This is a genomic window from Caulobacter radicis (genome assembly GCF_003094615.1).
GTDB lineage: Bacteria > Pseudomonadota > Alphaproteobacteria > Caulobacterales > Caulobacteraceae > Caulobacter > Caulobacter radicis.
Map to the genome: position 1 here is coordinate 88,791 of NZ_QDKO01000042.1, position 24,422 is coordinate 113,212.

19 protein-coding genes are annotated in these 24,422 nt (G+C 62.8%); 13 read left to right on the forward strand and 6 right to left on the reverse strand.

Translation table 11 applies throughout. From position 1 onward, the window contains the following. Positions 1–178 precede the first annotated feature (178 nt). The 4 genes from DDF62_RS22390 (at position 179) to DDF62_RS22405 (ending at position 4,111) form a co-directional block, all read left to right on the forward strand. Positions 179–1,969 carry an ABC transporter ATP-binding protein/permease gene (locus tag DDF62_RS22390; RefSeq protein WP_116491160.1) on the forward strand — a complete coding sequence of 597 codons (1,791 nt, stop codon included), beginning with the start codon at positions 179–181 and terminating at the stop codon, positions 1,967–1,969. Between the two features lie 14 nt (positions 1,970–1,983). After that, the gene (trxA, locus tag DDF62_RS22395; RefSeq protein ID WP_116491161.1) at positions 1,984–2,319 is read left to right on the forward strand and encodes a thioredoxin; all 336 of its coding nucleotides are present in this window, start codon (positions 1,984–1,986) and stop codon (positions 2,317–2,319) included. After that, positions 2,316–3,191: a hypothetical protein gene (locus DDF62_RS22400; protein WP_116491162.1), complete on the forward strand. Its 876-nt coding sequence runs from the start codon at positions 2,316–2,318 to the stop codon at positions 3,189–3,191. The genes trxA and DDF62_RS22400 overlap by 4 nt, the downstream gene beginning before the upstream one ends. 89 nt (positions 3,192–3,280) lie before the next feature. Beyond that, positions 3,281–4,111 (forward strand): helix-turn-helix transcriptional regulator, encoded by an 831-nt coding sequence (locus DDF62_RS22405; RefSeq protein ID WP_116491163.1) that lies wholly within the window; start codon positions 3,281–3,283, stop codon positions 4,109–4,111. 477 nt (positions 4,112–4,588) lie between these two features. Here the strand turns inward: DDF62_RS22405 and DDF62_RS22415 are convergent, their stop codons facing one another. From DDF62_RS22415 to DDF62_RS22425, 3 genes are all read right to left on the reverse strand, one after another. Then, positions 4,589–5,149, reverse strand: coding sequence for an Lrp/AsnC family transcriptional regulator (locus DDF62_RS22415; protein ID WP_116491165.1), 561 nt, complete (start codon positions 5,147–5,149; stop codon positions 4,589–4,591). 603 nt (positions 5,150–5,752) lie between these two features. Then, positions 5,753–9,283, reverse strand: a complete 3,531-nt coding sequence (locus DDF62_RS22420; protein WP_116491166.1) for a malectin domain-containing carbohydrate-binding protein — start codon at positions 9,281–9,283, stop codon at positions 5,753–5,755. 43 nt (positions 9,284–9,326) lie between these two features. Further along, entirely contained in the window at positions 9,327–12,014 is a 2,688-nt protein-coding gene (locus DDF62_RS22425) for a TonB-dependent receptor (RefSeq protein WP_116491167.1), read from the reverse strand. An 893-nt stretch (positions 12,015–12,907) separates the two neighbouring features. On the opposite strand from DDF62_RS22425, the gene DDF62_RS22430 reads away from it, so the two are divergent. The 8 genes from DDF62_RS22430 (at position 12,908) to DDF62_RS22465 (ending at position 20,847) form a co-directional block, all read left to right on the forward strand. Then, the gene (locus tag DDF62_RS22430; RefSeq protein WP_165832340.1) at positions 12,908–13,918 is read left to right on the forward strand and encodes a glycosyl hydrolase; all 1,011 of its coding nucleotides are present in this window, start codon (positions 12,908–12,910) and stop codon (positions 13,916–13,918) included. An 82-nt stretch (positions 13,919–14,000) separates the two neighbouring features. Next, positions 14,001–15,002: an AraC family transcriptional regulator gene (locus DDF62_RS22435; protein WP_116491169.1), complete on the forward strand. Its 1,002-nt coding sequence runs from the start codon at positions 14,001–14,003 to the stop codon at positions 15,000–15,002. A gap of 405 nt (positions 15,003–15,407) precedes the next feature. Next, entirely contained in the window at positions 15,408–15,740 is a 333-nt protein-coding gene (locus DDF62_RS22440; protein WP_116491170.1) for a hypothetical protein, read from the forward strand. A 9-nt stretch (positions 15,741–15,749) separates the two neighbouring features. Continuing rightward, the gene (locus DDF62_RS22445) at positions 15,750–17,948 is read left to right on the forward strand and encodes a methyl-accepting chemotaxis protein (protein ID WP_244286918.1); all 2,199 of its coding nucleotides are present in this window, start codon (positions 15,750–15,752) and stop codon (positions 17,946–17,948) included. After that, the gene (locus tag DDF62_RS22450) at positions 17,948–18,403 is read left to right on the forward strand and encodes a chemotaxis protein CheW (protein WP_116491171.1); all 456 of its coding nucleotides are present in this window, start codon (positions 17,948–17,950) and stop codon (positions 18,401–18,403) included. The genes DDF62_RS22445 and DDF62_RS22450 overlap by 1 nt, the downstream gene beginning before the upstream one ends. 125 nt (positions 18,404–18,528) lie before the next feature. Then, a complete protein-coding gene (locus DDF62_RS22455; protein ID WP_165832341.1) occupies positions 18,529–18,723 on the forward strand; it encodes a hypothetical protein in 195 nt (64 codons plus the stop codon). Beyond that, positions 18,720–20,402, forward strand: coding sequence for a methyl-accepting chemotaxis protein (locus DDF62_RS22460; protein WP_116491173.1), 1,683 nt, complete (start codon positions 18,720–18,722; stop codon positions 20,400–20,402). The genes DDF62_RS22455 and DDF62_RS22460 overlap by 4 nt, the downstream gene beginning before the upstream one ends. A gap of 13 nt (positions 20,403–20,415) precedes the next feature. Next, positions 20,416–20,847, forward strand: a complete 432-nt coding sequence (locus DDF62_RS22465) for a helix-turn-helix domain-containing protein (RefSeq protein ID WP_116491174.1) — start codon at positions 20,416–20,418, stop codon at positions 20,845–20,847. A gap of 252 nt (positions 20,848–21,099) precedes the next feature. Here DDF62_RS22465 and DDF62_RS22470 read toward each other — a convergent pair whose 3' ends face one another. The 3 genes from DDF62_RS22470 to DDF62_RS22480 all read right to left on the reverse strand — a co-directional run bounded on the left by DDF62_RS22470 (position 21,100) and on the right by DDF62_RS22480 (position 23,258). Then, positions 21,100–22,032 carry a CPBP family intramembrane glutamic endopeptidase gene (locus DDF62_RS22470; RefSeq protein WP_116491175.1) on the reverse strand — a complete coding sequence of 311 codons (933 nt, stop codon included), beginning with the start codon at positions 22,030–22,032 and terminating at the stop codon, positions 21,100–21,102. A 213-nt stretch (positions 22,033–22,245) separates the two neighbouring features. After that, positions 22,246–22,428 (reverse strand): cupin domain-containing protein, encoded by a 183-nt coding sequence (locus DDF62_RS25900; RefSeq protein WP_208866916.1) that lies wholly within the window; start codon positions 22,426–22,428, stop codon positions 22,246–22,248. 23 nt (positions 22,429–22,451) lie between these two features. After that, on the reverse strand, positions 22,452–23,258 hold the full coding sequence (locus DDF62_RS22480; RefSeq protein WP_116491176.1) for an AraC family transcriptional regulator: 807 nt from the start codon (positions 23,256–23,258) through the stop codon (positions 22,452–22,454). 574 nt (positions 23,259–23,832) lie between these two features. Between DDF62_RS22480 and DDF62_RS25430 the strand changes: the two genes are divergently transcribed. Then, positions 23,833–24,369 carry an STN domain-containing protein gene (locus DDF62_RS25430; protein WP_165832342.1) on the forward strand — a complete coding sequence of 179 codons (537 nt, stop codon included), beginning with the start codon at positions 23,833–23,835 and terminating at the stop codon, positions 24,367–24,369. The last annotated feature ends 53 nt before the right edge of the window (positions 24,370–24,422 follow it).

The following is a 24,422-nucleotide window of genomic DNA, read 5'->3' on the forward strand; positions in this document are numbered from 1 at the left end:
CGACGCCTCCGGCACGGCGGCGTCGAGACCAGCGCCTTTCCCAGAAAATCCGCTGTCCGGCCCGGTTCGGCCCTTCTTCTGGAAGCGATCGACCGGGCCTTTCTGACCGCCTCGGCCTGATCGACCGGCCCAGGGCCCAGATTCATCGTCCGCCGCCAGCCTTGAGCGCCCGCCCGTCATGAACGCCCCAGACCTCCTCACAGACCCGTCCGCCGCCGACGCCGCCGAACGCGAACAGCCACCGGAAAGCAGCGCCAAGGCGCTATGGCCCGACATCAAGCACGGCGCGGCCCTGATCAAGCGCTACGTTAAGGCGGACCCGCTCGTCGCGCCGCTGCTGTTCGCCGCAGAACTGTGCTCGGGGGCGGTCACCAGCGTGCTGTTCCTGCAGATGCAGATCAATCTGGCTGCTATCACCAACGCCCTGGCCGCCAGGGATGGGTCGGTGATCAGCGGTCTGCTCACCAAGATCATCATGGCCGGCGCGATACTCGCCGTCGTCGGGACGGTCGTGGCCTGGACGCGCTACACCCTGCGGATCCGCTTCCGCCGCGTGCTGACCGAAAACCTCGTCGGCCGGTGGATCGCCGCCAACCGCTTCTACCACCTAGAGCGCCGCGCCCGGCTCGACTATCCCGAACAGCGGATCCAAGAGGATGTCTATCAGTTCATCGAGCGCCTCACGACGATCGCGCCAATCCTGATCTTCTCCTCGTTCGGCATCTTCCTCTACACGGCCCAGCTCTGGAAGCTGTCGCCGCCGATCGTGCTCGACGCTATCGGCCTGCACCACCCGATCCCGGGCTTCCTGGTCTATGTCGCCTTCGGCTTTGCGATCCTCTGGACCTTCGTCACTCACGTCTTCGGCCGCAGCCTGACGCGCGCCGAAGTGGTCCGCCAGCGCCTCGAAGCGCAGTTCCGTCAGGAAATGGCGGCCGTGCGCGAGAACGGGGAGTCGATCGCCTTCGCCCGGGGCGCGAAGATTGAAGGCGAGCGCCTGGCCGACACCTTCAACCTGATCCGAAAGAACTGGCGCTTCTACACTTTCGCCAACCTAAAGATCACCATCGTCGGCGGCCTGCCCGAGACGATCATGCTGATCGGCCCAACGCTGCTTTGCGCGCCTTTCGTGATCAGCGGACAGATGCAAATCGGCGACATCGCCCTGGTGGCCGCCTCGTTCAGCCAAGTCTACAGCGGCGTAGGCATCCTGATCCGGCAATATGCTGAACTGGCGCTTCTGCGCTCCTCGGTCGCCCGTCTGCGTCTGCTCGACGAATTGCTCGCCGCCGACATGCGCAGCGACATCGCCGTCCTGGAGGACGCAGGCGTCGGCATCCAGGTGTGCGATCTGGCCATCGCCTTCCCTGACGGCGAGGTCATGAACACGATCGGAGACCTCATAATCTCCCCAGGCGAGCGTCTGCTGGTCAAGGGTCCCTCTGGCGCGGGCAAGAGCACCTTGCTGCGGAGCATCGCTGGCTTATGGCCCTTTGGCGGCGGCTCGGTGACGCTTCCGCGCGACGCCGCCATCGCCTTCCTGCCGCAGCGCGGCTACATGCCCAACGGCACGCTGGCGAGCCTAATGTCCTATCCTCGGACGTCCGACGCTCATGGCGACGCCGACTACGCCGCCTTGCTGGAGCGCCTGGGACTGGCCCGGCTGGTCTGTCGCCTGCACGAGCACCGACCCTGGAGCCGGATCCTGTCGCCAGGCGAGCAGCAACGCATCGCCGCCGCTCGCGCGATCCTAGCAAACCCCGACTACCTGTTCGTCGACGAGGCGACGAGCGCGCTCGACACCCAGTCGGAGGCGCGCCTCTACAGCCTGCTGGCCGAGCGCCTCCCGAACGCCGCCCTTGTGTCGGTCGCCCACCGACCGGCCGTCGAACGCTTCCACGACACCGTCCTGACCCTCGACGGCGGCAAAGCCCTCACCACCCCAGCCGCGCGCCCCGCCGGCGCCTAGCAAGGAGAATCTCCATGACCCAGATAGACGACGTGAAGACCGACGAGTTCGAAACCCTCGTCCTGAAGTCCGACCTGCCCGTGTTCGTGGACTTCCACGCCACTTGGTGCGGTCCCTGCAAGGCGATGATGCCGGCGCTGGAGGACATCGCCCGCGAGTACCAGGGCGAGATCAAGATCGTGAAGGTCGACATCGACGCCGAACCCAAGATCGCCGAGACCTACGGCATCCTCGGCGTTCCGACCTTCATCATGATGCAAGGCGGCCAGGCCAAAGAACGCGTCTCGGGCGGAATGACGCGCGGCAAGCTGGCGGCCATCTTCGAACGCTTCGCCGGAGAGGCCCAATGAGCGGCCAAGGCGCCTTCGGAGGCGACGCCGCCCGCAAACATGCCCTGATCGCTGACGTCGCCGACAAGGGTCCGGTCTATACGGCGTGGCTGACGCCGGCGGTGCTCGACGGCAAGCCTGGCGATCTCGCCGCCGGCCAGGGCCTCCACCCGGCGATAGGCTATCTGTTGCCGCCCCTTGGGACCTACGATCAGGAGGCCGACTCGGGCGTCTTCTACCAGGCGGCCCTCGAGGCCGTCCCCGTCGGGGCCGATGAGCCCGGCATCGTTCGTGCGTGGTTCCTCTGGGCCTGGGATCACCCGACCTACGGCCTTTCCATTCCGCTGCGCGGCACCTCCCTCGAGGCGGCGGCCGAGACGATCATCGATCTTGTGCGTGAGAGCCGCTCAAAGCCGATCGAACCCAAGCGCTGGCGCCAGGCCCGCGCCGCCTTGTCGGCCAAGATGGACGAAACAGGTCTCGACCCCGAGATCGCCGACCCAATCCTTTCGATGGCCTGGGATATCGAGACGACGCCAGCCATAGGGGCCGACGTGTTCAGCGCCTGGATGGGCCCGGTCTTTCAGGCGGCCCATACCTCGCAGACCTGGACCGAGGCGGACGCCCAGGCCCATGGCGCCAAGCTCGGCGAGTTGTCGCAAAAGGCGATGGCCGAGATCGGCGAGGTCCGCCAGGGCGATCCGGAGCAATACGCCCAGTACAAGGCGATCATGGAGACCTTGTGGAGCGGCGATCCGGCGACCGCGACGCTCTATCGCCGGCAGCAGGCGCATCAGGCCGCGGCCAATGCGATCATCGCCGCCTGGCGGGCGGAAGTTCGCCGCGGGTTCATCGCCTGCGCCGAGGCCGCGGCCCAAGCCGTGGCCGCTTAGCGAAACCCGTTTAAGTCGCCGCGACGATGGCAGGCCTCAAAGCAAGCATTGCAGCCGTGTTCTCCAACCGCCATCGCGCGGTTGGAGAGGTGGTTGGCGATGGCTGGCGCATCGCCCACGCCGAGCGAGGCCTGTCCTTCTGGCACGAGGTCGCCTGCGGCCCATTCGAGGTCGCCCTGCGCGGCGGCGGCATGGGAGATGGCGGCAGCCTGAGCGTCCATGTGATCTTCGTCGTCCGTGGCGGCATCGACGTCCTGCAATGGGGACGCGCGCGCAGCCTCTCGGCGGGGGACGTCTATGTCTCCTGCGGATGGCTGCCCCTGGCCCTGAAGGTGGACGAACACCTCGAAGCATTGATCTGCGAACTGCCCGCCTGGTGGGCGATCCGTCGCTTCCTCGACGCCACCCTGGTCAGCCCTGACCTCTTCGTGGATCATGACTTCTTCGCCGCGCCAGTGATCCAGACCATGGCGCGCGCCGTCTTCGACCTGGCCTCGACGCAAGAGGCCACACCAGGCCTTGAGATGCTGGCTGGCCTTCTAAGATCGGGCCTGGCGGCTCATGTCGACCTTAGCAGGCCAATGCCGCGCGTCGTGGGCCGCATGGGGCGGATCCTCCAATTCATGATCGCAAAAATAGACCAGCCCGGGCTGTCGGCGCACGATGCGGCGGCCGAGCTGAAGTGCTCGCCACGGACGATCTACAAGACCTGCTCGGACGGCGGCACGACCTTCAACGCCATGCTGATGGACGTCAGGCTGCTGACCGCGCAGCATCAGCTGTTGCGCGGCTCGGACCCGATTTCACAGGTCGCCTACGCCGTCGGGTTCGTCAGCCTGTCGCACTTCTCGCGTCAGTTCAAAGAACGTTTTGGCGTCACCGCCAGCGCCTATCGCCAGGCCCGTCGCCAGTCGGGCTGACGGGTCTGGCGCTAGGCGTCGGCCACCTCCGCATCGCCGGGCGGAGCCCTCCGCCGCGGGATCAACGGCCTGACCAGCCAGCCCAGGACGAAAAGAGCGAGCGATGCGGTCAGCACCGCGCCGAACGCGACGCCCAGAATCAGCCGAGCCAGGCTTGGGGCGAGAGCGCCTACGGCGCTCCCGATCAGGACGTTTGACGGCCGATCAACCATCCCCGCGCCGCGCCATTCTGAAAGAGGAACAGCTGAGACGCGGCCTGGATGACGTAGGCCGCGCCGACGCCGGTGGCGCGATCGAGATTGACGACCTTACCGGCACCTTCTCCTCGCCGTCAGGCGTGACATCGACGATGAGCCGGCGCGAGCAGTCGACAAAAGCCGCAGCTATCAATCGCCTGGCGAGATCATCATCACCGGTGCGCTGGCGCCCAGGATGACCTCGTCAAAACCCGCCTCTTCGATCCCAGGCAGGCTATGATCAAACCTGCTCGCGTTCGCGGGGGTGATCGGCGCAGGTCCGCGCCTGCCGCCCGCCCTCACCTTCTCCGTCGCGTCGGGGATGGCGATCCTCTTGGCCAAGGATCGCGGCCGCGAAACAATGGCGCTCCAGGATGGTGCGTGCGATGACGAGCTCGCCATTGACCACGCCGGGACGGCTTAGCAGCGCGTGATACCAGACGCGCGCGCTCACCAAGTCCGGCACGAAGGCCTGGATGCGATAGTCACGAGGGCCCGTGATCCGAACGGCCGACCAAACCAAAGGATCGACGGCCAGTGCTGCCTCGAACGCATCGATCTCGGCGCGGCGGGTCGTGATCACGTCGAGATAGGCCACGCATTCCACCGACCCGCCCCTCTCGTCGCGCCGGATGGCGGCCACGTTACGGATCATACCCTCCGCCCTGAAGCGGGCGATGAGGCGCCAGGCGGTGGTGACGCTCACGCCCAAGGCCGCCGCGATGGTCCGCGTCATCATCTTTGGGCGGCCTTCGATCCTCGCGATCGTTCGCAGATCATCGTCTGAAATGGCGCGAGCCATCGGCGGTCCTTCCCCGAATGCAAGGCGGCGGGTCGTCGGTCACGGGCGCGAGCGGTGTAGCAGCCCCTCGCGAGGTGCTCGGCCGCGCGCCGCTTTGGCCGGCCATCGCCTTCCAGCGATCAGTCGGCCACCGCGATCTAGCGCAAGCGACGAACGGTGACCTGACGGCCTGCGCAGCATCGTTTGCCTGTGCGTGCAAAGGACACCGGATCGCGCTTGAGGCCGTCGATCCAGCGCCTTTCGGCCCCACCAGCGCCGACAGTAAGCTTCGCTTGAACGCCCCCCGTCCGCCCGTCCGCCCGTCCGCCCGTCCTTGACGCTCCAGCCGGGCGAGACGTTCAAAGCCCCTTCAAACGACTTTGACCAAGCAGATTGGCGAGTTCGGCAACCGCCCCTGACGTTCGGCGCCGTGAATAGCCGGCCCCCTCCGAGGGGGAAAACTCCAGCAAAGTCTGGGGCCGGCTAGGAGCTCGTCGCACGTGAAGATGATCACGTCGCCAAGGCGCGCTGACGACGCCAAGGTCGCGAACGTCACCCACCATCCCTAGCGCAAAGCGCCGGCCGCAGAACGCCACTTCCCGTCGACTGTCGGCCAACCATGGATCAAGGCTGAGACATGCGGTCGATACCCAGCGTCCCTTTTCCCTGCCATGTAAGGGTGACGATGTAGCGGCCAGCGTTGATCGCCGTTGCAGTCTGGATCGATACGGTGGACCATCCAGCGCTTGGTTTCAGGACCACCGTGTGGCTCGCGACGACGATGCCGCTCCCGTCGCGTACGACAAATTGTGCAGAGCCTACATCCGTCCCCGGCAGGGCGTAACGAAGTTCGACCGCCAAAGGGCCTTGGATGCCCGTAGACAGTGGCCAAATCAAAGATCCGCGTGGATCGAGGGCGACGTAGCCGGCGCCCTCATATCCGGCCGATCGGCGATCAATCCGCCCCCCTTCGAAGGTGGCGGTTTCGGCTTCTACTGCGACCGTGCCCTGTCCCAAGCGGAACTGTCCTGACAGGACATTGCTTGGCAGATCGCGATGCGCCAGCAACGGGGCGCCGGCAGGAATCTCCACCGCCGCGCCAGCAGATACGGTACGCCGGACGAAGCGGACGGGTTGGATGCGGGTGTGGTCGCCTTCCACAGTAGCAATCCCCGCGGACAACGCCGCATCGCTCCACCCGTCTGGAACGACTTCGTCCTGACGCAGAGCCAACCATAGGTTGACCGCTTCGCGCAATCGGACTTGTGTCGTACCGGCGCCGACCGGGCGCGCGGGCTGAAGCGCATCGCTATCCAGCAGCGGCTGAGGCAGTCCCGTCCACCGTCCTGGCGCCTCGCCGTAGACAGGATCACCCGGCGCGAGATAGGCGCGTACGCCGCCGCCAGCCGGCATGATGAGATCGCTGCCTGCACCGGTTTCCGAGGCATCGGCCAGGATCGGGACCGGGCGGTCGCTCGAGATCGCAATACCCGCAATGATGGCCTGGCCCGCAGCGGTGCGCGGGAAGCCGATCTCGATCCGGCCATTGACGCTGTCAACGTCGATGGTGCGGCGCAATGCACGGTTGAAGCCAGCCTCGCGGAAAATGTCGAGGTCGCGGATTACGGTGCGATCGTTCACCGCCACGTCGAACACACGCCAGCCGGTGGCGTCGACTCCAGCCCGACCGTACCATGGCTCGACGAAGAAGAGATCGACACGATAGCGGCCTGGCGGTGCAGCGAAGATATAACGCAGCCGTTCACGACCGTAGCGAAAGCCGCGAAACAGGGTTTGGTCGTCAGTTCCCTCGATGGGGTCTGTCGTGCTCCCCCGACTGGCGAGTCGGGGGTCAAGCCCCGCAAAGTCTTGCGCCCAGCTACGATAGCCCCAACGCCCGCCGTCGCGCCACAGCCGGTCGCCCTCCCAGCGCAGCCCACGCGCATCGACGTGCCCTGCGCCGCCCGCGGCCACGCGATACAGATATACCCGGCCCAAATCGCCTCGGGTGATCGGTGCTTGATCGCGCACCAATTGGGCAGCATCGGGCGCGGGCGGGAGGTTGTTGAGCGCGATTCGATCGGTGGCCCGTATCACACCGCCCACGAGACACCGCGCCGTCAGCGTATCGTAGCGGACAAGAACCTCGTTCCAGCGAAAAAGCCCCGCGCCGACGCGGGTGCCAGCTCCCAGAGGCGCCTGCCCGCCAACGTCGTTGAAGAGCTGCACCGCATCGCAGTTGGAATAGGCCTCAATACCCGACCGGATACCCGGCCCGTCCCAGCGATCCGGCCAGCTATGCGACACCAGATAGACCATCGGCGCCTTCTTCGCCGGAACTTGCAACGCCCGGTACAGGTAGTAGCCATCGAGCGGCTCGCCCCACAGGGTAAAGAGGCCCTTGTTGTTGAGCGGACCGATATGGTCGAGCCGAGACAAGCCCTCCCAAATCTGTGTGCCGTCTGCGCGCATCGCGCGGCCGGGGTTTTCATGCGTCCCCAGCAGCCAATGAAAGCTGCCCACTGCCCGGTCAGCCACCGTGTCAGCCAGTCGCGCCTTCAATCCGAGCAGAGCATCGGACCGGCTCTCGGTATAGGTGGCAGGATTGAATGGCGTGTCGGCATGATAGCCCTTCACCCGCCATGCTCCGTACTCGCCCACAAGTCCCTGGCTTTCCAACTCCGCAGCAAAGCGTTCCGGATCACCGCCATAGGTGCCCGACCAATTCTGCGGCACATTCCAGTCCGTCCCCTCACCGCCGTTGCACGTGACGATCAACCGCTGCACCGATGCAGTGGGATCGATCGCGCGAATGACATCCGACACCTCGCGGGCGAAATCGGCGGGCAGAACGCTTTCGTTCTGCACCCCCCACAGGAACAGGGCCGGATTGTTGCGCCTCTCGCGCACCCAGTCCGCCACCAGCGTCTTGAAATTGGAGCGGAAGGCCGAATTGTCGAACCAGATGTGCGAACTGAACTGTGGCCACCACATCAGCCCATCGCGCGCGATCCTCTCCTGATAGCGCAGGTTGTGCGGATAGTGCGCGTCGCGGAACGCGTTAAAGCCCGCCTGCTTGACCTGAGCAACCCTCGCGTCCACCTGCTGCGGCAAGAACGCATGCGAAGCGCCAAGCAAATGCTCGTATTCCGACGTACCCCGAAGGAAGTATGGAGCGCCGTTGATCAACAGCCGCCGACTACCGTCAGAGGACGCCTGGATCGCGACGGTGCGAATGCCGTAGGGCGTCGACGCCTCATCGACGATCGCCCCCCCCTCCATGAGCCGGGTCCGCAGCGTGTAGAGATGCGGCTGATCGGGATGCCATAGTCGAGGCTTGATGATCCGCGACAGCGCGCGATCGACCGTCACCGTTGCGCCCGGCGCTAGGCGATGTGTAGTGCGGCTTTCGCCAACGACTTCGCCGGCGCCGTCAATCATCTGGGTTAGAACTACGAACGAGCGCGGTTGACGGGACAGATTGTCGATCTCGGTGCGAGCGGTCAGATCGGCGTGCGCCGCGTCTACCTGTCCAGGGTTCGCCCAGGCATAGATCCCGAACGGCCGAATGCGCAACGCGGCGGTCCGGACCAGATGAACCGGCCGGAAGATGCCAAACGGCTGCGATCCCTCTGAGAAGCCATTGACTGGCTGATCGCCGCCGTTCACCCAAGGAAGGTCGGTGATGCCCGCCGGCAAGTCGATGCGAACCACCACCCGATTGCTGCCCTGGCGCACGGCGCCGGTGACATCGACCTGGAAGCTCGTCAGACCGCCTGCGTGGCGACCGACGGGCACGCCGTTCATCCAAACCGTGGCGTAAGCGTTAGCGCCCTCGAACCTCAGGAACAGCCGTTCGTCGCTTCGCGGCCGGTCGGGCAGCGACAGCGTGGTCCGATACCAGGCGGTGCCGTGACGGCTGCCCTTCACCACCTGACGATCGAAGGCATAGCCTTGCCAGTTGTGTGGAATGTCGATCGAAGCCCAACGCGGGTCGGTATCGACTGGAGCCTCGCTGGTCGAGGCCGCCGGCCCTTCTGTCTCCTCCAGCAGCGAATGCCATCCCGTGACCGGTGCATCCAGCCGCGGCTCAGCTTTTGCTGGAACGGCGATGGCTAGGGTGGCGATCAGGAACAGGCCCTTTAGAACCTTCATGGCCGCGCCTGCTCCCCCAAAGTTGTACCGTTATGTGAGCCGGTCAAAACTTCACCCGGATGCCCGCCTCGAAACTGCGATCGAACCGGTTCGCGATCTGCGGCATCGCTCTCGTTGCATAGTATTCGCGCCGGACCGCACCGGTCAGGTTGACCGCGTCGAACTTCAACCCGATCCGATCAGTCAACGCGAACGTCGAGGACAGGTCGAGCGAGTTGAGCGGCGCCACCCAGAGAATGTTGCCTGCGGCGTCCGCCGATGTGATGTCGACGTAACGGGACCGGCGATTGTAGGACAGGCGGATCGACACCGGATCTCGCTCATAGATCGCAGCTAGATTGTACGACGCTTTCGAGATTGCCTGCGCCGGGCGCGTGCCAGTCAGGCCGGCGACGTTGATGGCGCTGTCGACATAGGTGAAGTTCGCCTGGACACCGAGGCCGTCCAACAACCCTGGCAAAAAGTCGAAAAATTGCTGGTAATTGAGCTCGAAGCCCTGAATGCGTCCACTTCCACCGTTACGCGGTCTACTGATCTGATAGACGACGCCTTGGATAGTTTCGGGTAGTGAGAACGTCTGGATGAAGCCGTCGACATCCTTGCGATACAGACTGGCGGCCAGCAGGTTCGATTTGCCAAAATAGTATTCCAGCGACAGATCATACTGGTTTGCTGTGATCGGTCGCAGTTCCGGGTTGCCGGCCGACCCTGTCTGGAGATTGGGGGTTATGCCAACGACCGGGTTGAGCGAACTGTAATCGGGCCGATACAGAGCCTTGGACGCAGCCAGTCTAAGGAACAGGTCGGGGGTGAACTTGGCGCGCACGTTAATGCTAGGCAACAGATTGGTGTACTCCGTCCGCGCGCTCACTGGCGTCAGCGCGCCCGACACCCGTTGGAAGCTTGTCGGCCTGGAGATCGTATGCAGCGCGCGCAGCCCCAGATTGCCATCGATCGGCACAGGCCCGAGATCGAACTGGAACTGGGCCTCGCCATAGCCCGCCACGACATCTTCCGTGACCTCGAAGCGCCTGAGAGGGTCATAGGCCGGATCAGCGGTTGGGCGACCAATGAGCCGGCGCGCAGCACCAAGATCAGTGACATAGCCGGCCCCTGTAGCGAGCCAGGAGCTAACGGATCCAAACAACGATTCCGGCGTCGGCGAAAGCACAGTGGCGTTGGACTGCCCGATGGGGGCGGCAGCCGCGCTATAGGTGATCCCGAAACTGTCAGCTGACATTCGGTGATTGGTGTACCGGACGCCGGCAAGCAACGCGGTGACCGGACCGCCCGGCATGTCATACCGAACGTCAATCTTGGCCGCTTTCTCCCACCCACGGGCGATCGATTTGGAATCGAGGAAACTGACGTAGTTGTATTTGCCTGGGTCGAGCAGGTTGACGCCGGCGACCGTCAGATTGGGGGTTGAGGTGCCCAGATCGACCGTCACACTGGGCGCGGATGTCGAAAATGTAGAGGTGTGCGAGTAGAACGGCCCAACGCTGCTAGTGTATGATATGTCCGGCGTCACCGTCCAGTTGCCGCTGGTCCATACAGCGTTCAGGCCTGTCTGAAGCGTGCGGTAGGGATTGGTGGTGGCGGTGCTCGTTGAAACAATCGGCACGCCTGTATATGTCGCCCCCGACGCAACTTTGCCGCTATTTGCAAAGGTGAACGGCGGCGTTGCACCGCTCGCCGACCCGATTTGCGCCGCCAGCCCACGCGTCAGGCCACGGCCGTTCGAATAGAAATACAACGTATCAAACGTCACGAGCAGATCGTTCGACGGCTGCCATTGCGCTGCGAAGTTCGTACTAAAGCGAGTGCGCTCTCCCCACACGTAACGAGCCTGCACCTGGCCGGGCGTCATGATGGCGTCGCCTGGATCACCGCCTGCGGCGGTTGTCGAGAACACTCCATCGCCATCGCGGTCGTAAATGTTGGTGCGGCTTGAATATGTGTTGGTATTGACGTCAAACGCCCCACTGTAGATTTGCTCGTAGGTCGACGATAGAAGGACGCCGACCTCACCGATCGACGTGTCCCAGCGACCGCTGGTAGAAGCGACCAAGCGCGGCAAGACGCGATTGCGGATCACGCTATAGTTGCCTGACGCACTGAGAAGCGTACTGCCAACCTTGTGGTCGAAAGGATGCGCCGTCTTGATGTTGACCAAGCCGCCTAGGCCGCCCTCAATCTGGCTTGAGATCCCGGTCTTGTAGATGTCGATGCCCGACAGAATATCGGCCGAGATATCGAGCAACGCGGCATTGCGGTTCCCGGTTTGGAAAATGCCTCGGCCGTTTAGCAAGGTCTGGTTCTGCGATAGCCCGTGGATGGAAAAGGCATTGCCCTCCCCCCGCGCGTTGCGGGTTAGTTGCACGCCTGGGACACGTTGGAGCGTTTCGGCGATGTTGGTGTCGGGAAGCTTGCCCACATCCTCCGCGACAATCGAATCTTGGATCTGGTTGGAGTTCCGCTTCAGGTTTGCAGCGCTGGTGAGGCTCCTGCGATAGCCCGTGACTATGATGGCTTGGACGGTGGAGTCATTCGTCGCCTCATCCGCCGCTGAAACAGCGGCCCCGACCGGAGATAGCGGGGCAGGAACTGCGCTGTTCTGTTGCCCCCCAATCGTAGACGCCGTGGACGCGTCAGCTTGTGTCGCTTGCGCGCCAGCTTGAGTAGCGATCGCGCTCGCCGCCACAGCGCACAGCCAATGTCGCTTCGCCATGTTCCCCTCCCAATTCGCACCGAAGTCGAGTTCGGCTAAGCGCAGGCTAGCCAACCCCGCGACTTAAGATCAATCAAAATCATCATCAGATATTTCAGATAAAACAATTTTCCACTTTTAAGCAGCACTTAATATCTTATTGCCGCCATAGGTGGAGGAAACGCGCAATGAGGCTGCCGATGGCAGGGGAGGCGCCAGCGTCATGGGCTGCGCCGAGCGATCACAAGGGGAGGCGATACGGCGCCAGCCTTTCAGGCGGCAGCACATGATTCAAACACGGGCCTGCGACCTGTGGGATCGGCAGCGTCATACCTCAAGACAGTGCGCTAAATCCGCTGGCCCGTAAAACCTGACGTCCGCGACGTGCGCAAGCGAGGCCGCTTGCTCCGGACCGCTTAATTTTTTGCCCCAGACTGCAGAGTGAGCCGTTCCCGCCGCGTACGCCTTGCACAGGCGCGGCGGATGCGCGGTGAAATATCTCTACGGCCTGCTGATCGGACATCCAGAGCCCAATCCGCTCCGGCGTCGGGTTGAGCCGGCTGACCATCCAATAGATTGGCAAAGGAGCGACCACGACTGAAGTTAGAGGAAAACAACAGCACCTGTTTCGCATATGGGCCATGTCACCGCCGCAGCGTCGCTGTGATTGCGGACGAAGCTGGAGAACAAGGCGAGAGCCTGGCCAGCCCTCCGGGCGCGACGCCCTTTCAAAGGCCTCCTTGTCCAAGACCGCGAGGACTGCGCCAAGGTCGTGTTGTTGGCCACACTCCCAGCCTTCACAGCCGCTCGGGTCGGCGCTGGATACGCGTCGATGATCTCAGCTCACCGCAGATTAGGTGCGCAAGCGCCGGTGCCGGGGCGCTGTAGACAAGGATTGATACTGAGGTGAACCCATGCTGACCCGGCGCGATCTTCTTGGCGGGACAGGCTTGGCATTGACGAGCCGACCGGCATTGGCCGCAGGCCTGCCAATGCTTTCCCACCCCAAAGCCAGCCAAGCTGCTCAACGACTCTACAGATATCTTTGGAGCCTTTACGGGCGCCAGACGCTCACCGGCCAACAAGAACAGAATTTTCGCCATGACGGCGGCGGTCACGAGCTGGCCTATCTCGAGCGCACGACGGGCCGCCAGCCGGCGCTCCTGGGTTTTGACTACCTAGACCCACGGGACAACAGCGCGGTCAATGCACGCGCTATCGCTTGGTCGCGGGCCGGCGGAGTGGTCTCGGTCTGCTGGCACTGGGGCGCGCCCGATCTCGGCCCTGGATACGATAACGCCAAGAAGGACTTTGATCTCGAGGCGGCATTGAGGCCGGGCACGCCGCAGCACGGGGTGATGATGCGCGACATCGATGAAGTCGCAAGGCTGCTCGTACAACTGCGAGACGCCAACGTGCCTGTGCTCTGGCGGCCGCTGCACGAATTTAGCGGCGATTGGTTTTGGTGGGGCAAGCATGGCGCCGAGCGGTTCAAGGCGCTGTGGGCGTTGATGCACCAACGCTTCTGCGAGACTCACCATCTGGACAACCTCATTTGGGTGCTTGGTTGGGCCGGGCAGAATGTCGATGCCGCCTGGTATCCCGGGCGGGCCCTGGTCGACATCGCGGGCGCCGACCTTTACGCCAGCGACCATGGCCCCTTGAGCTCCATCTTCGCGGCGGTGAAGGCGATCGTCGGCGATAGCGTGCCCATCTGTCTGCATGAGAACGGCCCAGTCCCGGATCCCGATTTGCTGGGTCCCGCCGCGGACTGGGTGTGGTTCATGACCTGGCACACCGGTTGGCTGACCGATCCCGCGCAGAACCCGCCAGATCTTCTAAGGCGCTACTTCGCGTCGGATCGCTATGTGACCAAGGACGAACTCCCAGCTTGGCTCCAGACCAGGTCGGGGCGGCGCGGATGATTGTCATGGGTCGTCGCGCGCCTCGGCACGCGCTGCTCTCGCCCAAGGATCGATAAAGTCCATACGCACACGAGGCCAAGCCATGCCGGGCAAACCAAAGCCGCCAACACAGTTCAAGATCTACGCGATCGGTCAACACATCTGCGATTCTGCGAGCGCCGAAGCGTTGATGGGGGGGCGGCACACGGCCGCGAAGATCACGTCTCACCAAGCTGATGGCATTATCGATCTGACCATCACGCACATTTACCTCCCTCATATTCACCTCTGGAGAAGCCATACGCTCGGCCCTATAAATATAGAGCTGCCATCAAAGGCTGACAGCCAGATTTTCTACTTTCCAGGACAGGGCGAAGTCGATATCTATGATTGCAATGTAACTCTGACGTGTGACGAAACATTCGGCGTGACAGCCGAGATTCCGTCTGTCAAAGGGATCCGAATCGACAAGGAGCGATTGGGCATAGGCCTTACGGTAAGCCGTAGCGCCATGGCTAAATACCTATCCAAACGCTTGGATGGCGCGCTGCATAGCCCCATCACCTTCGAAGCCCGGTTCCGGGCGGACACGCCCGAGATCATGGGCATGGCGCAAATGCTCGATGCGATCTTGGACGCCTCGGGCGCCGCGACCTTGTTTCATGCCAACGACACGGCCGAAGCGATCTCTACCGGTGTCATCAGCCTGCTGCTCGACCATGTTCCCAACAACTATAAGCTCGCCCTGGAGCGTCATCGCAACGCTGCGCCTCCCGCCTATGTGGCGCGGGCGGTGCTGCTCATGAACCAAGCGCCCGACGCATCCGCTCTGACGGTTGAGGATGTCGCCAACGCCTGCGGTGTTAGCGTCAGAAAGCTACAGTACGGCTTCTCAGAACATCGAGGAGAAAGTCCGATCGCGCATCTGCGGGGCCTACGGCTGCAGCAAGCTCGAAAGATGATCTCCGGCGGCAGCCCACTTTCGCTTTTGCAGATCGCTCAATCTACGGGCTTCAGCAACTACGCACGCTTCAGCAAGCAATATCGCAAGGCGTTTGGCGAAACGCCGAGCCAAACCCGCAGCGGAAGCGGCCTGCAATCTTGAGCCGATCCAGCTAAGCCTCCCCTTACAATAGCCTCGCGCCCGGCCCAGCCCGGCCGGCTCTACTCATAGTTCTATTTCTACAAAAAAACACCCTAAATTGAAATATCAAGCACCACTATAGATTTATCAGAGTGACAAATTGCGAAGATTAATTGCCGCACGCGAAATTTTACACGCGCCTTAACCGTTATTAACCAGGGCGTGGCGCGACCCTAGGGCCTACGATCTGGGTCGAGATAGGGCAATGATACCTGCACGCTCAATGACAGCTGGAATGGTCCGAACGGGTCATGGGCTTGGCCACATTGAGATCGGCTGCCCCCCGCAACCACCCGTCGTACGGCCACGGTCCACAACGCACGCCGATACGCCCGTCGGCGGCCAGGATCGTGGGAGGCTGGCCTGATGTTCGACCCGCCGCACTCCGAGCCCGACCTGGCGGGCATCGCTCTTTCGAATGTCGACATCATCAAGCTTCATGCCGCCGTGACAATGTCGATCTGTGGCGCGCTGCATGAAAAGGGCCTCGTCAGTCACGCAGACATGGGCGCCATCCTTTCTGGCCAGATCCGCGATGAAGACGTTGATCCTTGGGCGAATGTGGTTCGCGCCATAGCCGCGGCGCTGAGCCGGTGTTCGGAGGCGCCCCCCGCCGCGCCCCCGACCCAATCTCGGACCGCCGGCCTTGCCCTCATCATCGGCGGGCTGGACCAGGCGGAGGCCAGCCATGCCCCCTAGCAGCCGGCAATGGCGGCCCGCCTCGGCGCCTCAACCAAATCCCGCCTTCGAAGATCAGGCTTCTTCGATCTCGTTGAAAGAAAACGGGGCGTGTCAGCGCCCTTTGCCCCACGACGCGTGACCTTTCGCCAGAAATACACCGACGAGACTTTCACCAACGCCTCCAGACAACAATTTCGCATTTCTGCTCAACATGGCGATTTGCAACGGGATCTAAAATCTCCCGCCAGCAAGTACTTCGCCCTACCACTAGGTGTCGCTATGAGAATTCTGGAAAACACCAAGATCGGAACGAAGATCATTTGCATGATCGTCGCCATGGCGCTCGTTGCGGGCGGAATCGCGATCTATGCATCGACACGGCTGAAAAATCTCGACAGAGAATACACCCAAATGATCGAGCGGCAGAATGGCGCCGCGTTCGACATGGCGATGGCCAACCGCGCTGTCGTTAGCATGGGATACGGAACTTATATCGCCGTCGCCCAGCCGACCGGCAGCCCTGCGGCCCAGACCGGCGTCGTCATGCAGCGCAAGGCCGAGGCCGATGCGGAGAGGCTCCTGGCCAGCGCCTTAAGGCTCGTGCCCGAAAAGGCGGAAAAAATCCGCGCCCTTCAAGCCAAGTTTGAGCGGCTGAGAGGCCTTAGCAACGCCGCGATGGACCACGCCCGTAAGGACGAAACCGATGAGGCCAGGAATGGAGCCATCGTCGCCGATCAGTCCATCGGCGACTTCATCGCCGATGGACTGGCCCTGCGCACCGAGCTGATGCGCGATGTCCAGGTTCGGACGAAGCAACTGTCGAAAATGAACGATCACGACACCTTGATAATGATGGGCGGAGCTTTGGCGGCGACCGGTCTGATGCTCGCAGTCGGGCTCTTGATTTCGAGCCAGGGCATTACCAAGCCACTCAACGCTCTGGCTGAACGCATGAAGCAGCTGGCCTCCGGCGATCTGGACGTCGCCGTCGATGGCCAAGCGCGCGGTGATGAGGTCGGCCGGATGGCCAAAGCCGTGCAGGTGTTCAAGGACAATGGCCTTGAGGCGCGGGAAATGGCGAAACAGGCCGACGGCTTGCGCGCCGAAGCTGAGAGCGAACGCGGGCGGGGCGAGGCCGAGCGCCGCCGAGCCGAAGCCGAGCAGGCCATGGTGGTCACCACCTTGGCCGCAAGCCTAGGCCGATTGGCCAAGGGCGATCTGACGGCGAGGATCGACGCTCAGTTCGACGGCCAATATGCCCAGATCAAGGCTGATTTCAATTCGGCGATCGACAGCCTGCGCGAGGCGATGAGCGCGATCACCAACGCCACAACCAGCATCAGCGGCGGATCGGACGAAATCGCCGCCGCTTCCGACGACTTGTCGCGCCGCACAGAGCAGCAGGCCGCCAGCCTTGAGGAGACCGCCGCCGCGCTCGACCAGATCACCGCGACGGTCAAGCGCAGCGCCGAGGGCGCCAGACAAGCCTCAAACTCTGCAGCCGGCGCCAAGATCGATGCGCAGAACTCCGGGGCGGTCATGCAGGAGGCGGTCTCGGCCATGACCGAGATCGAACAGAGCTCGGGCCAGATCACCAATATCATCGGGGTGATTGATGAAATCGCCTTCCAAACCAACCTGCTGGCGCTGAACGCGGGCGTGGAGGCGGCGAGAGCCGGTGACGCCGGCAAGGGCTTTGCGGTCGTCGCCCAGGAGGTGCGGGCCCTGGCTCAGCGCTCGGCCGAGGCGGCCAAGGAGATCAAGACCCTGATCGCCAACTCCTCCTCCCAGGTTGAGCGGGGGGTCAAGCTCGTGGGCGATACACGTCGCGCCCTGACCGGCATCGTCGACAAGGTCGGCCAGATCGACGCCCTGATTTCCGAGATTGCTCAGTCGTCTCAGGAACAGTCCACCGGGCTCAACCAGGTGAATGTCGCCGTCAATCAGATGGACCAGGTCACGCAGCAAAACGCCGCCATGGTCGAGCAAGCGACCGCCGCGGCCAGCAATCTCAAGAGCGAAGCAGGAGAACTGGCCCGGTTGGTGGCCCAGTTCCGCACCAGCGACGGCGTCCGCCCCGTCGCTCGCCCTCAGCTGGCCCAACCAGGGCGGCATGCGCCGGCCCATAATCCTGTCGCTCAAGCCCGCACCAGGCTGGCCGCTTTTGCGGCGCGCCCCGGTTCGCCCTCGGCTCAAGCGATTGACACGCAATGGGAGGATTTTTGATGACCCAGCTTGCTCCTGAAGGCCAGCTGGAGCTGATCTCCTTTGAGATCGGCGGCCAGGAGTTCTGCATCGATATTCGCGTGGTTCGCGAGATCCGTGGGTGGACGCCAGCCACCGCCATCCCACAGACACCAGGCTATGTTCACGGGGTCATCAACCTGCGCGGCGCGGTGATGCCGGTCCTGGACCTGCGAGAACGCCTTGGCCTTGGTCGAACCGATCCCGCGTCCAGACATGTGATCGTTGTCGTTCAGCACGACAATAGGATGGCCGGACTTGTTGTCGACGCGGTCCAGGAAACCTTCATGGTCGAGGCGAGCTTGTTGCAGGCTCCCCCGCCCTTGGGCGCGCGAACGGATGACCTTTTCGTCGATGCGATCATCCCCCTGGACGGTCGAATGCTCAGTCGCCTGGTGGTGGGCGCGCTCCTGCCCACCACGCGACAGGCGGCCTGAAGATGAACCCGATACTCGGCCTGCCCCCTCTTCTGCCCCCCCGCCGCGGCGGGGGGCGAGGCGCCCCGCCCCCCTGCCGCTGCGCCATGGTTGATCATGATCTGAGCGCCCTGGAGAGCCTGACCATGGTTCTGGCTTCAATCCTCATGGGCGAGCGGCCAGACGCCTTCGCCCGGGCCCTCCAGCTTGAGTACGGGCGCCAGGCCATGGCGCAGGACACCCAGCAGCAAGATCTGCCCGCTCTCGTGGCCACGCTATTGGCCCAGCTTGTCGACCATGCCGATCACTTGCGTGATGCGATGGAGGAGGGAAGACCATGACATTCCAATTGCGCGGCGCTTCAGGCGAACGGGCTACCTTGGAGGCCCTCGATCGCTCACTTGCTATTATCGAGTTTGACCCACAGGGGACGATCCTGGCGGCAAACCGCAATTTCTGCGCCGCGCTAGGATACAGTCTCAGCGAGATTAGGGGGCGGCACCACAGCCTTTTCGTTGACCCAGCCTTCGCCAAGACCGTCGACTACGCTGCGTTCTGGACCAAGCTCGGTCGAGGTGAATTTGACGCACAAGAGTATCTTCGCATCGGCAAGGGGGGCACTGAGGTTTGGATCCAGGCGTCCTACAATCCGGTTCGCAACGCGCGAGGCGTAGTGAGCAAGGTCGTAAAGGTGGCGACCGTCATCACGGCTGAAAAGTTGAGGAACATCGATTTCGAAGGCAAGCTCAACGCCATCTCCCGGGCCCAGGCCGTCATTGAGTTCACGCCGGACGGAGAAGTCCTCACCGCCAATGACAACTTCCTCAGGACGCTCGGCTATGAGCTTTCGGAAATCCAGGGCAAGCACCATCGGATGTTCGTGGAGCCTGACTATGGCCGCTCACCAAGTTACGAGGACTTTTGGCGCAGGCTCAACGTCGGCGAGTTCATCGCCGCAGAGTTCAAACGTCGAGGCAAGAACGGCAGAGACGTTTGGATCCAAGCCTCATATAACCCGATCTTCGATCAGAGCGGACGCATCCTTAAGATCGTCAAGTTCGCCACCGACATAACCGGAAGGGTGGAGGCCGTTGACAAGATCGCCGCAGGGCTCGACCAACTGGCGCGCAACAATCTGGCCTATCGTATCCAAGGGCCTGTCGAGGCCGCGTACGAGAAGGTGCGCGCCGACTTCAACGCCACCTGCGACACGCTCGAGGACACGATATCATCGATCCTTGCCTCGACCGGGCAGGTCAATGGCGGGGCCCGCGAAATCTCCACCGCGTCGCATGACCTTGCTCGCCGCACCGAGCAGCAGGCCGCTAGCCTCGAGCAAACCGCCGCGGCCCTGAGCCAGATCACAGCCACCGTGAAACGCAGCGCTGAAAGCGCCAAGCAGGCCTTCAGCGCGGCCTCACAAGCGCGCAATGAAGCTCACAGGTCCAGCCAGGTGGTCCGCGAGGCCATGTCGGCGATGGACGAGATCGAGGGCTCGTCACGACAGATCACCCAGATCATCGCGGTAATCGACGAGATCGCCTTTCAGACCAATCTTCTGGCCCTCAATGCCGGAGTCGAGGCGGCTCGGGCCAATGAGGCTGGCAGGGGTTTCGCCGTGGTCGCATCCGAGGTCCGCGCTTTGGCGCAACGCTCCGCCGAAGCCGCCAAAGAGATCAAGATCTTGATCGGCAGATCGACCGCCCAGGTCGAACGCGGCGTCAAGCTGGTGGACGAGACTGGGGCGGCCTTGACCGGCATCGTCGCCAAGGTCACCGAAATCGACAGCCTCATCTCGGAAATCGCCTCGTCGTCTCATGAGCAGGCCACGGGCCTCGCCGAGGTCAATGTGGCCGTCAATCACATGGACCAGATGACCCAGCAGAATGCCGCCATGGTGGAGGAGGCCACCGCCGCCGCGACCAGCCTCAGCACCGAAGCGCATGAACTCTCCAGGCTGGTTGGGCAGTTCCAGGTGGAAAGTGGTCCCTTCGCCGCGCCGGCCCGTCAGACTGCGTAGCCTGGAGGCTTTCATGAACGTCAAAGCTGAAACCCGCGGCCCCGATCCTATCGACATTTTTGTCGGAACGCGCGTGCGTGTGCGCCGAAAAGCGCTCGGAATCACCCAGGAGAAATTGGGCGACAGGCTAGGTTTGACCTTTCAGCAGATCCAAAAGTACGAGCGCGGCGCCAATCGCATAAGCGCCTCAAAGCTGTATGCGATCGCAAGGGCGCTGGGTGTGCCGGTGGCGTTCTTCTTCGACGGCTTGGTTGATCCGGCGGGGAGCCGTGAGGATGGTGAACGCCAAACCCAATCGGCGAGGATGGTCATGGACTTTATGGCCTCATCGGAAGGTGTGGAACTGGCTGAGCATTTTCCGCAAATCCGACGGGGTTCGATCCGGCGACTTCTTCTCGATCTTGTAAAAGCGATGATCGCCGACGGTGACGAGACCGCAGACTGAACGCGCCAGTTGCGCAGCGCCCATGGCACCGCGTCCTGCGCGCCTCTTCTAAGCAGCCCGCCCTCCTGTTTGGCCCGCCATCACGGGAGTAAGCCAGCCCGAAGGCGTCAAGCCAGCGCTTCGAGCGAGCCACACGACAGCTGAGGCGAGCACCGCATTGACGTAGTGGCGCCACTTCCATCGAAGATTTTTCTCTAGACTGCAGGCGCTGACGAGCGCGGCCGCCAACTTCCGAGAAGGGTGGCCGCATCGTCAAATCTGCGCGCCCGCAGGTTTGTTGTGATCCGGTCCGACGTCTCTGCGTTTTCGTGCGATGCGCCACATAAAGAAGATGATGCCGCAGACAAAGAACAGCGTGCAGAAGATGCTTCCCTCCGGGCCATCCGCGCCACCGGTGAGAAAGTCCGTTCCGGCTGGGGCCAGCGAGACGATGAGCGCGGGCACGCCCGCGTCTAGGCCGGTGACCGGCACGTCGAAGCCGGTGGCTATTATCCAGTTCCATCCCACGTGCCACCCCATCACACCCCAAATGTTGTTGGATGAGATTGACCACGCGCTCGCGAAGAGAGCGAAAAGCAGAGTATTGCCGGTGACGAGCCAGGGCTGACCCCGGGAGAAATGCATCAGCGTAAAGGTAAGCGACGATAACAGGACGGCAACGATGAGGTTCGTGCGGCGTGTGATGACTGAGGTGAGCCATCCACGGAAAATGATTTCTTCGATGCTGGCTTGAACGAGGAAACCTACGAAGAGGCCAGCCATTGCGATGATTGCGCCAGAGAACTGAGCGGCCGGAAACAGTGCGCCAGGTTCGTAGGCGCCGGCCAACCAGATACAGGCTATCATTGCCGACGGCATGACTACACCAACAACCAGGCCGCCATAGAATCCTTGCGCCGCACCGTCTCTCGTAAGACCGATTGTGCCGGCGTTCCGCCGCTCGACGACGGCTATCCATGCGGCAACGGCGAGCAGCCAGGTGATGAAGGATACAAACAGCATCGCCGTGAGGCCTTGGGCGCCGACGAAATCGCCTTGTGCATCCACAAAGCCGAACCGATCAAGAAAAAGCGCGGACGGAATCTCGGTGGCGATCGCGAGGGCGATGCAGATGACGGGAGTGAGAAGCGCCCATGGAAGCCAGCCGCGCGCCGGTGATGTGCTGTAAATGGTTCTGAGGTTCATACCCGCAGACTGAAGCGGGTCGCGGTCCAGTTATAGAACGATCGTGTGCGTTCACTCCCACTGACGCAGGGCGGCGGTTTCGGGCTCGCCGCTGTTGGCGCGCCAGAAGGTTCGATGAGCAAAAGCTCCACTTCGCGTCTCGCGTGCGGGCGGTGTTCCTCGCCCCTCGGGACGACGAAAAGGTCTCCGGGCCCAAGCGTGATGCCCGCAGCTCTATTTCAAGTTCACCCTGTAGAACAAAGAAAAGTTCGTCGTGTCAGCGTGCGTGTGCCAAGCGTACTGGCCCAGGAATTTGACGATCATGATGTCATAGTCGTTGAGCGTCGCGACCGTTCGCGGCGCCCAATGGTCCAAGACCATGGCGAGTTTCTGCGTGAGGCTGATCTTGTTCTTCATCTTATGGAGACTGAGGGCGCGCCTCATACCGGTCTAGGACGATTGAGCCGTTGCCATTGCGCCGGCGTCAGGCCGTAGGCGCTCCGAAAGTGTCGCGTCAGGTGGCTCTGGTCAGAAAATCCGCTGGCAGCGGCGATTTCTGCAAGCGGGGTCCTGCCGTTCATCATGGCTCGCGCTGTGTCGAGGCGGCGGAAGATCAGATAGCGATATGGGCTGACGCCCAGCAGCGCTCGGAATCCGCGCGAGAGCTGCCAACGATCCTGCCCGCTGACGCGTTCGAGATCATCAAGTCGGACATTGCTGTCCGGGTGGGCGTCTATGAATGCGCGCGCCAGCGCCACCGCCTGGAAATCCACGCGCCGGTGATACGTCTGTTCACTCCCAAGCTCTGACAGCGCCTCCGCGAGGTCGAGCATGGCCTGATCATACTCCAGGCCACAGAGGTCTTGGTTGAGATCACCAATAAGGGCCGTGGCGGCCGCGTGCAGCCGCGCGTCGTCAGATACGCCCTCGGCAAGGAACGGAAGGGCGCGTCCGCCGAGAGCCTGCTGAAGCGCGGATGGTGCAACGCTGGCGCTCCGGTACCGGAAGTGTCGCCCGTCCCCGGCGTGACCGTCATGAAGCTCATCCGGATGGAGAACGACGATCTGACCGGGCACCGAATGACGCCGTGATCCGCGGTAGGAGAAGCTCTGCACCCCCGCGACGGTTATGGCGATGGCGTATGTGTCGTGCCGATGTGGACCGTAGGCCGCCCCGTTGAGGGACGCTTCAAACCGCTCGAAATCACCCGGCGCCCGTACTATCCAGCTAGTTTCGTCAAACGACATGCTACTCCACCCCCTGCAGACGTGAGTCGATGGGTGTTCGCGAAGATCATAAGGCAAAACGGACGGCCCGCAGCGGCCTAGCAGATCAGAGTCCGCATTGGGTCGTGAGCGGGAAATAGAAACCGCTCCGAAAGCAGACATCCGACGTGCCAATAGCCTGGCGCGGACTGACCAATCCGCGCGGCGCTGACCGTCCAGTTGGCTGGTGTCCTGTACTGCCGACGCCCGCGCGGCGCGCGAGTCCGCGACGCAATCGGTGAGCGCGGCGGCGTTAAGCCTTTGCAGCCTCCTAAAAAATGTCCTGCCCCAGCGGCAAAGCAATCCTTGCAAAACTTTCACGTCTTCAAACGCGATACTGATATATCAAATTAAGAAATCGGAATATCGTTCTACACTTTTCCTCAATGAATCGATTTTCCACCAGACTACGCTCCAAGTTTGGTTGCAGGTCCGATGCGAGGAGGAGGCGCGCCGATGGCGATAGACGCCAGTATGTTCATCAAGGATTTCTGCAATGCGTTTCCTGGCTGTCCTGATAGTGGTTTTTGGAGCTTCAGCCGGGAGCGCTTGGCAGATGCCGGCCCTCGCGCAATCGACCTCACAGCCGTGCGTCAATGAATCTCTCGACATCGACATTCGTGCGCAACCCATGGAGGCTGCGCTTCGCGATCTGTCTCGTCAGACGCACTGTCCGATTTCTGGAACAACCCACAGCCGAGGCCTCACCAGCAACGCCGTTCGAGGCGTCTACACCCCGATGGAGGCGCTCAAAGCCTTGGTTGAGAACCAGGGCATGAGCGCGCGCGCCATAAGACAGGGCTTTTCAGTGACGCGGGCGACGTCACACGCCGCTGCCACGCCGCGATACAACTGCCAGAACGATTCCATCGAAATCCGCATCGCCGCCATGCCTCTTGAGGATGCGCTGAACGCCCTGTCCGACGCGACCCACTGCCCTATCTCGCGGTCGTTTGCCGTCAACGGTCTGCGGTCCCGGTCGGTAAGCGGCAGCTTTACGCCGTCCCAGGCGCTGCAGGCCATGTTGCTCGGCACGGGCCTCCAGGGGCAGGTGATCCGTCAGGGGTTGACGGTCGTACCGGGTCCGCGCTGACCTGCGCGTTGGAGGTCGTGGAGCGCCGCCGCGCGCCTTGATGCCGAGCGACA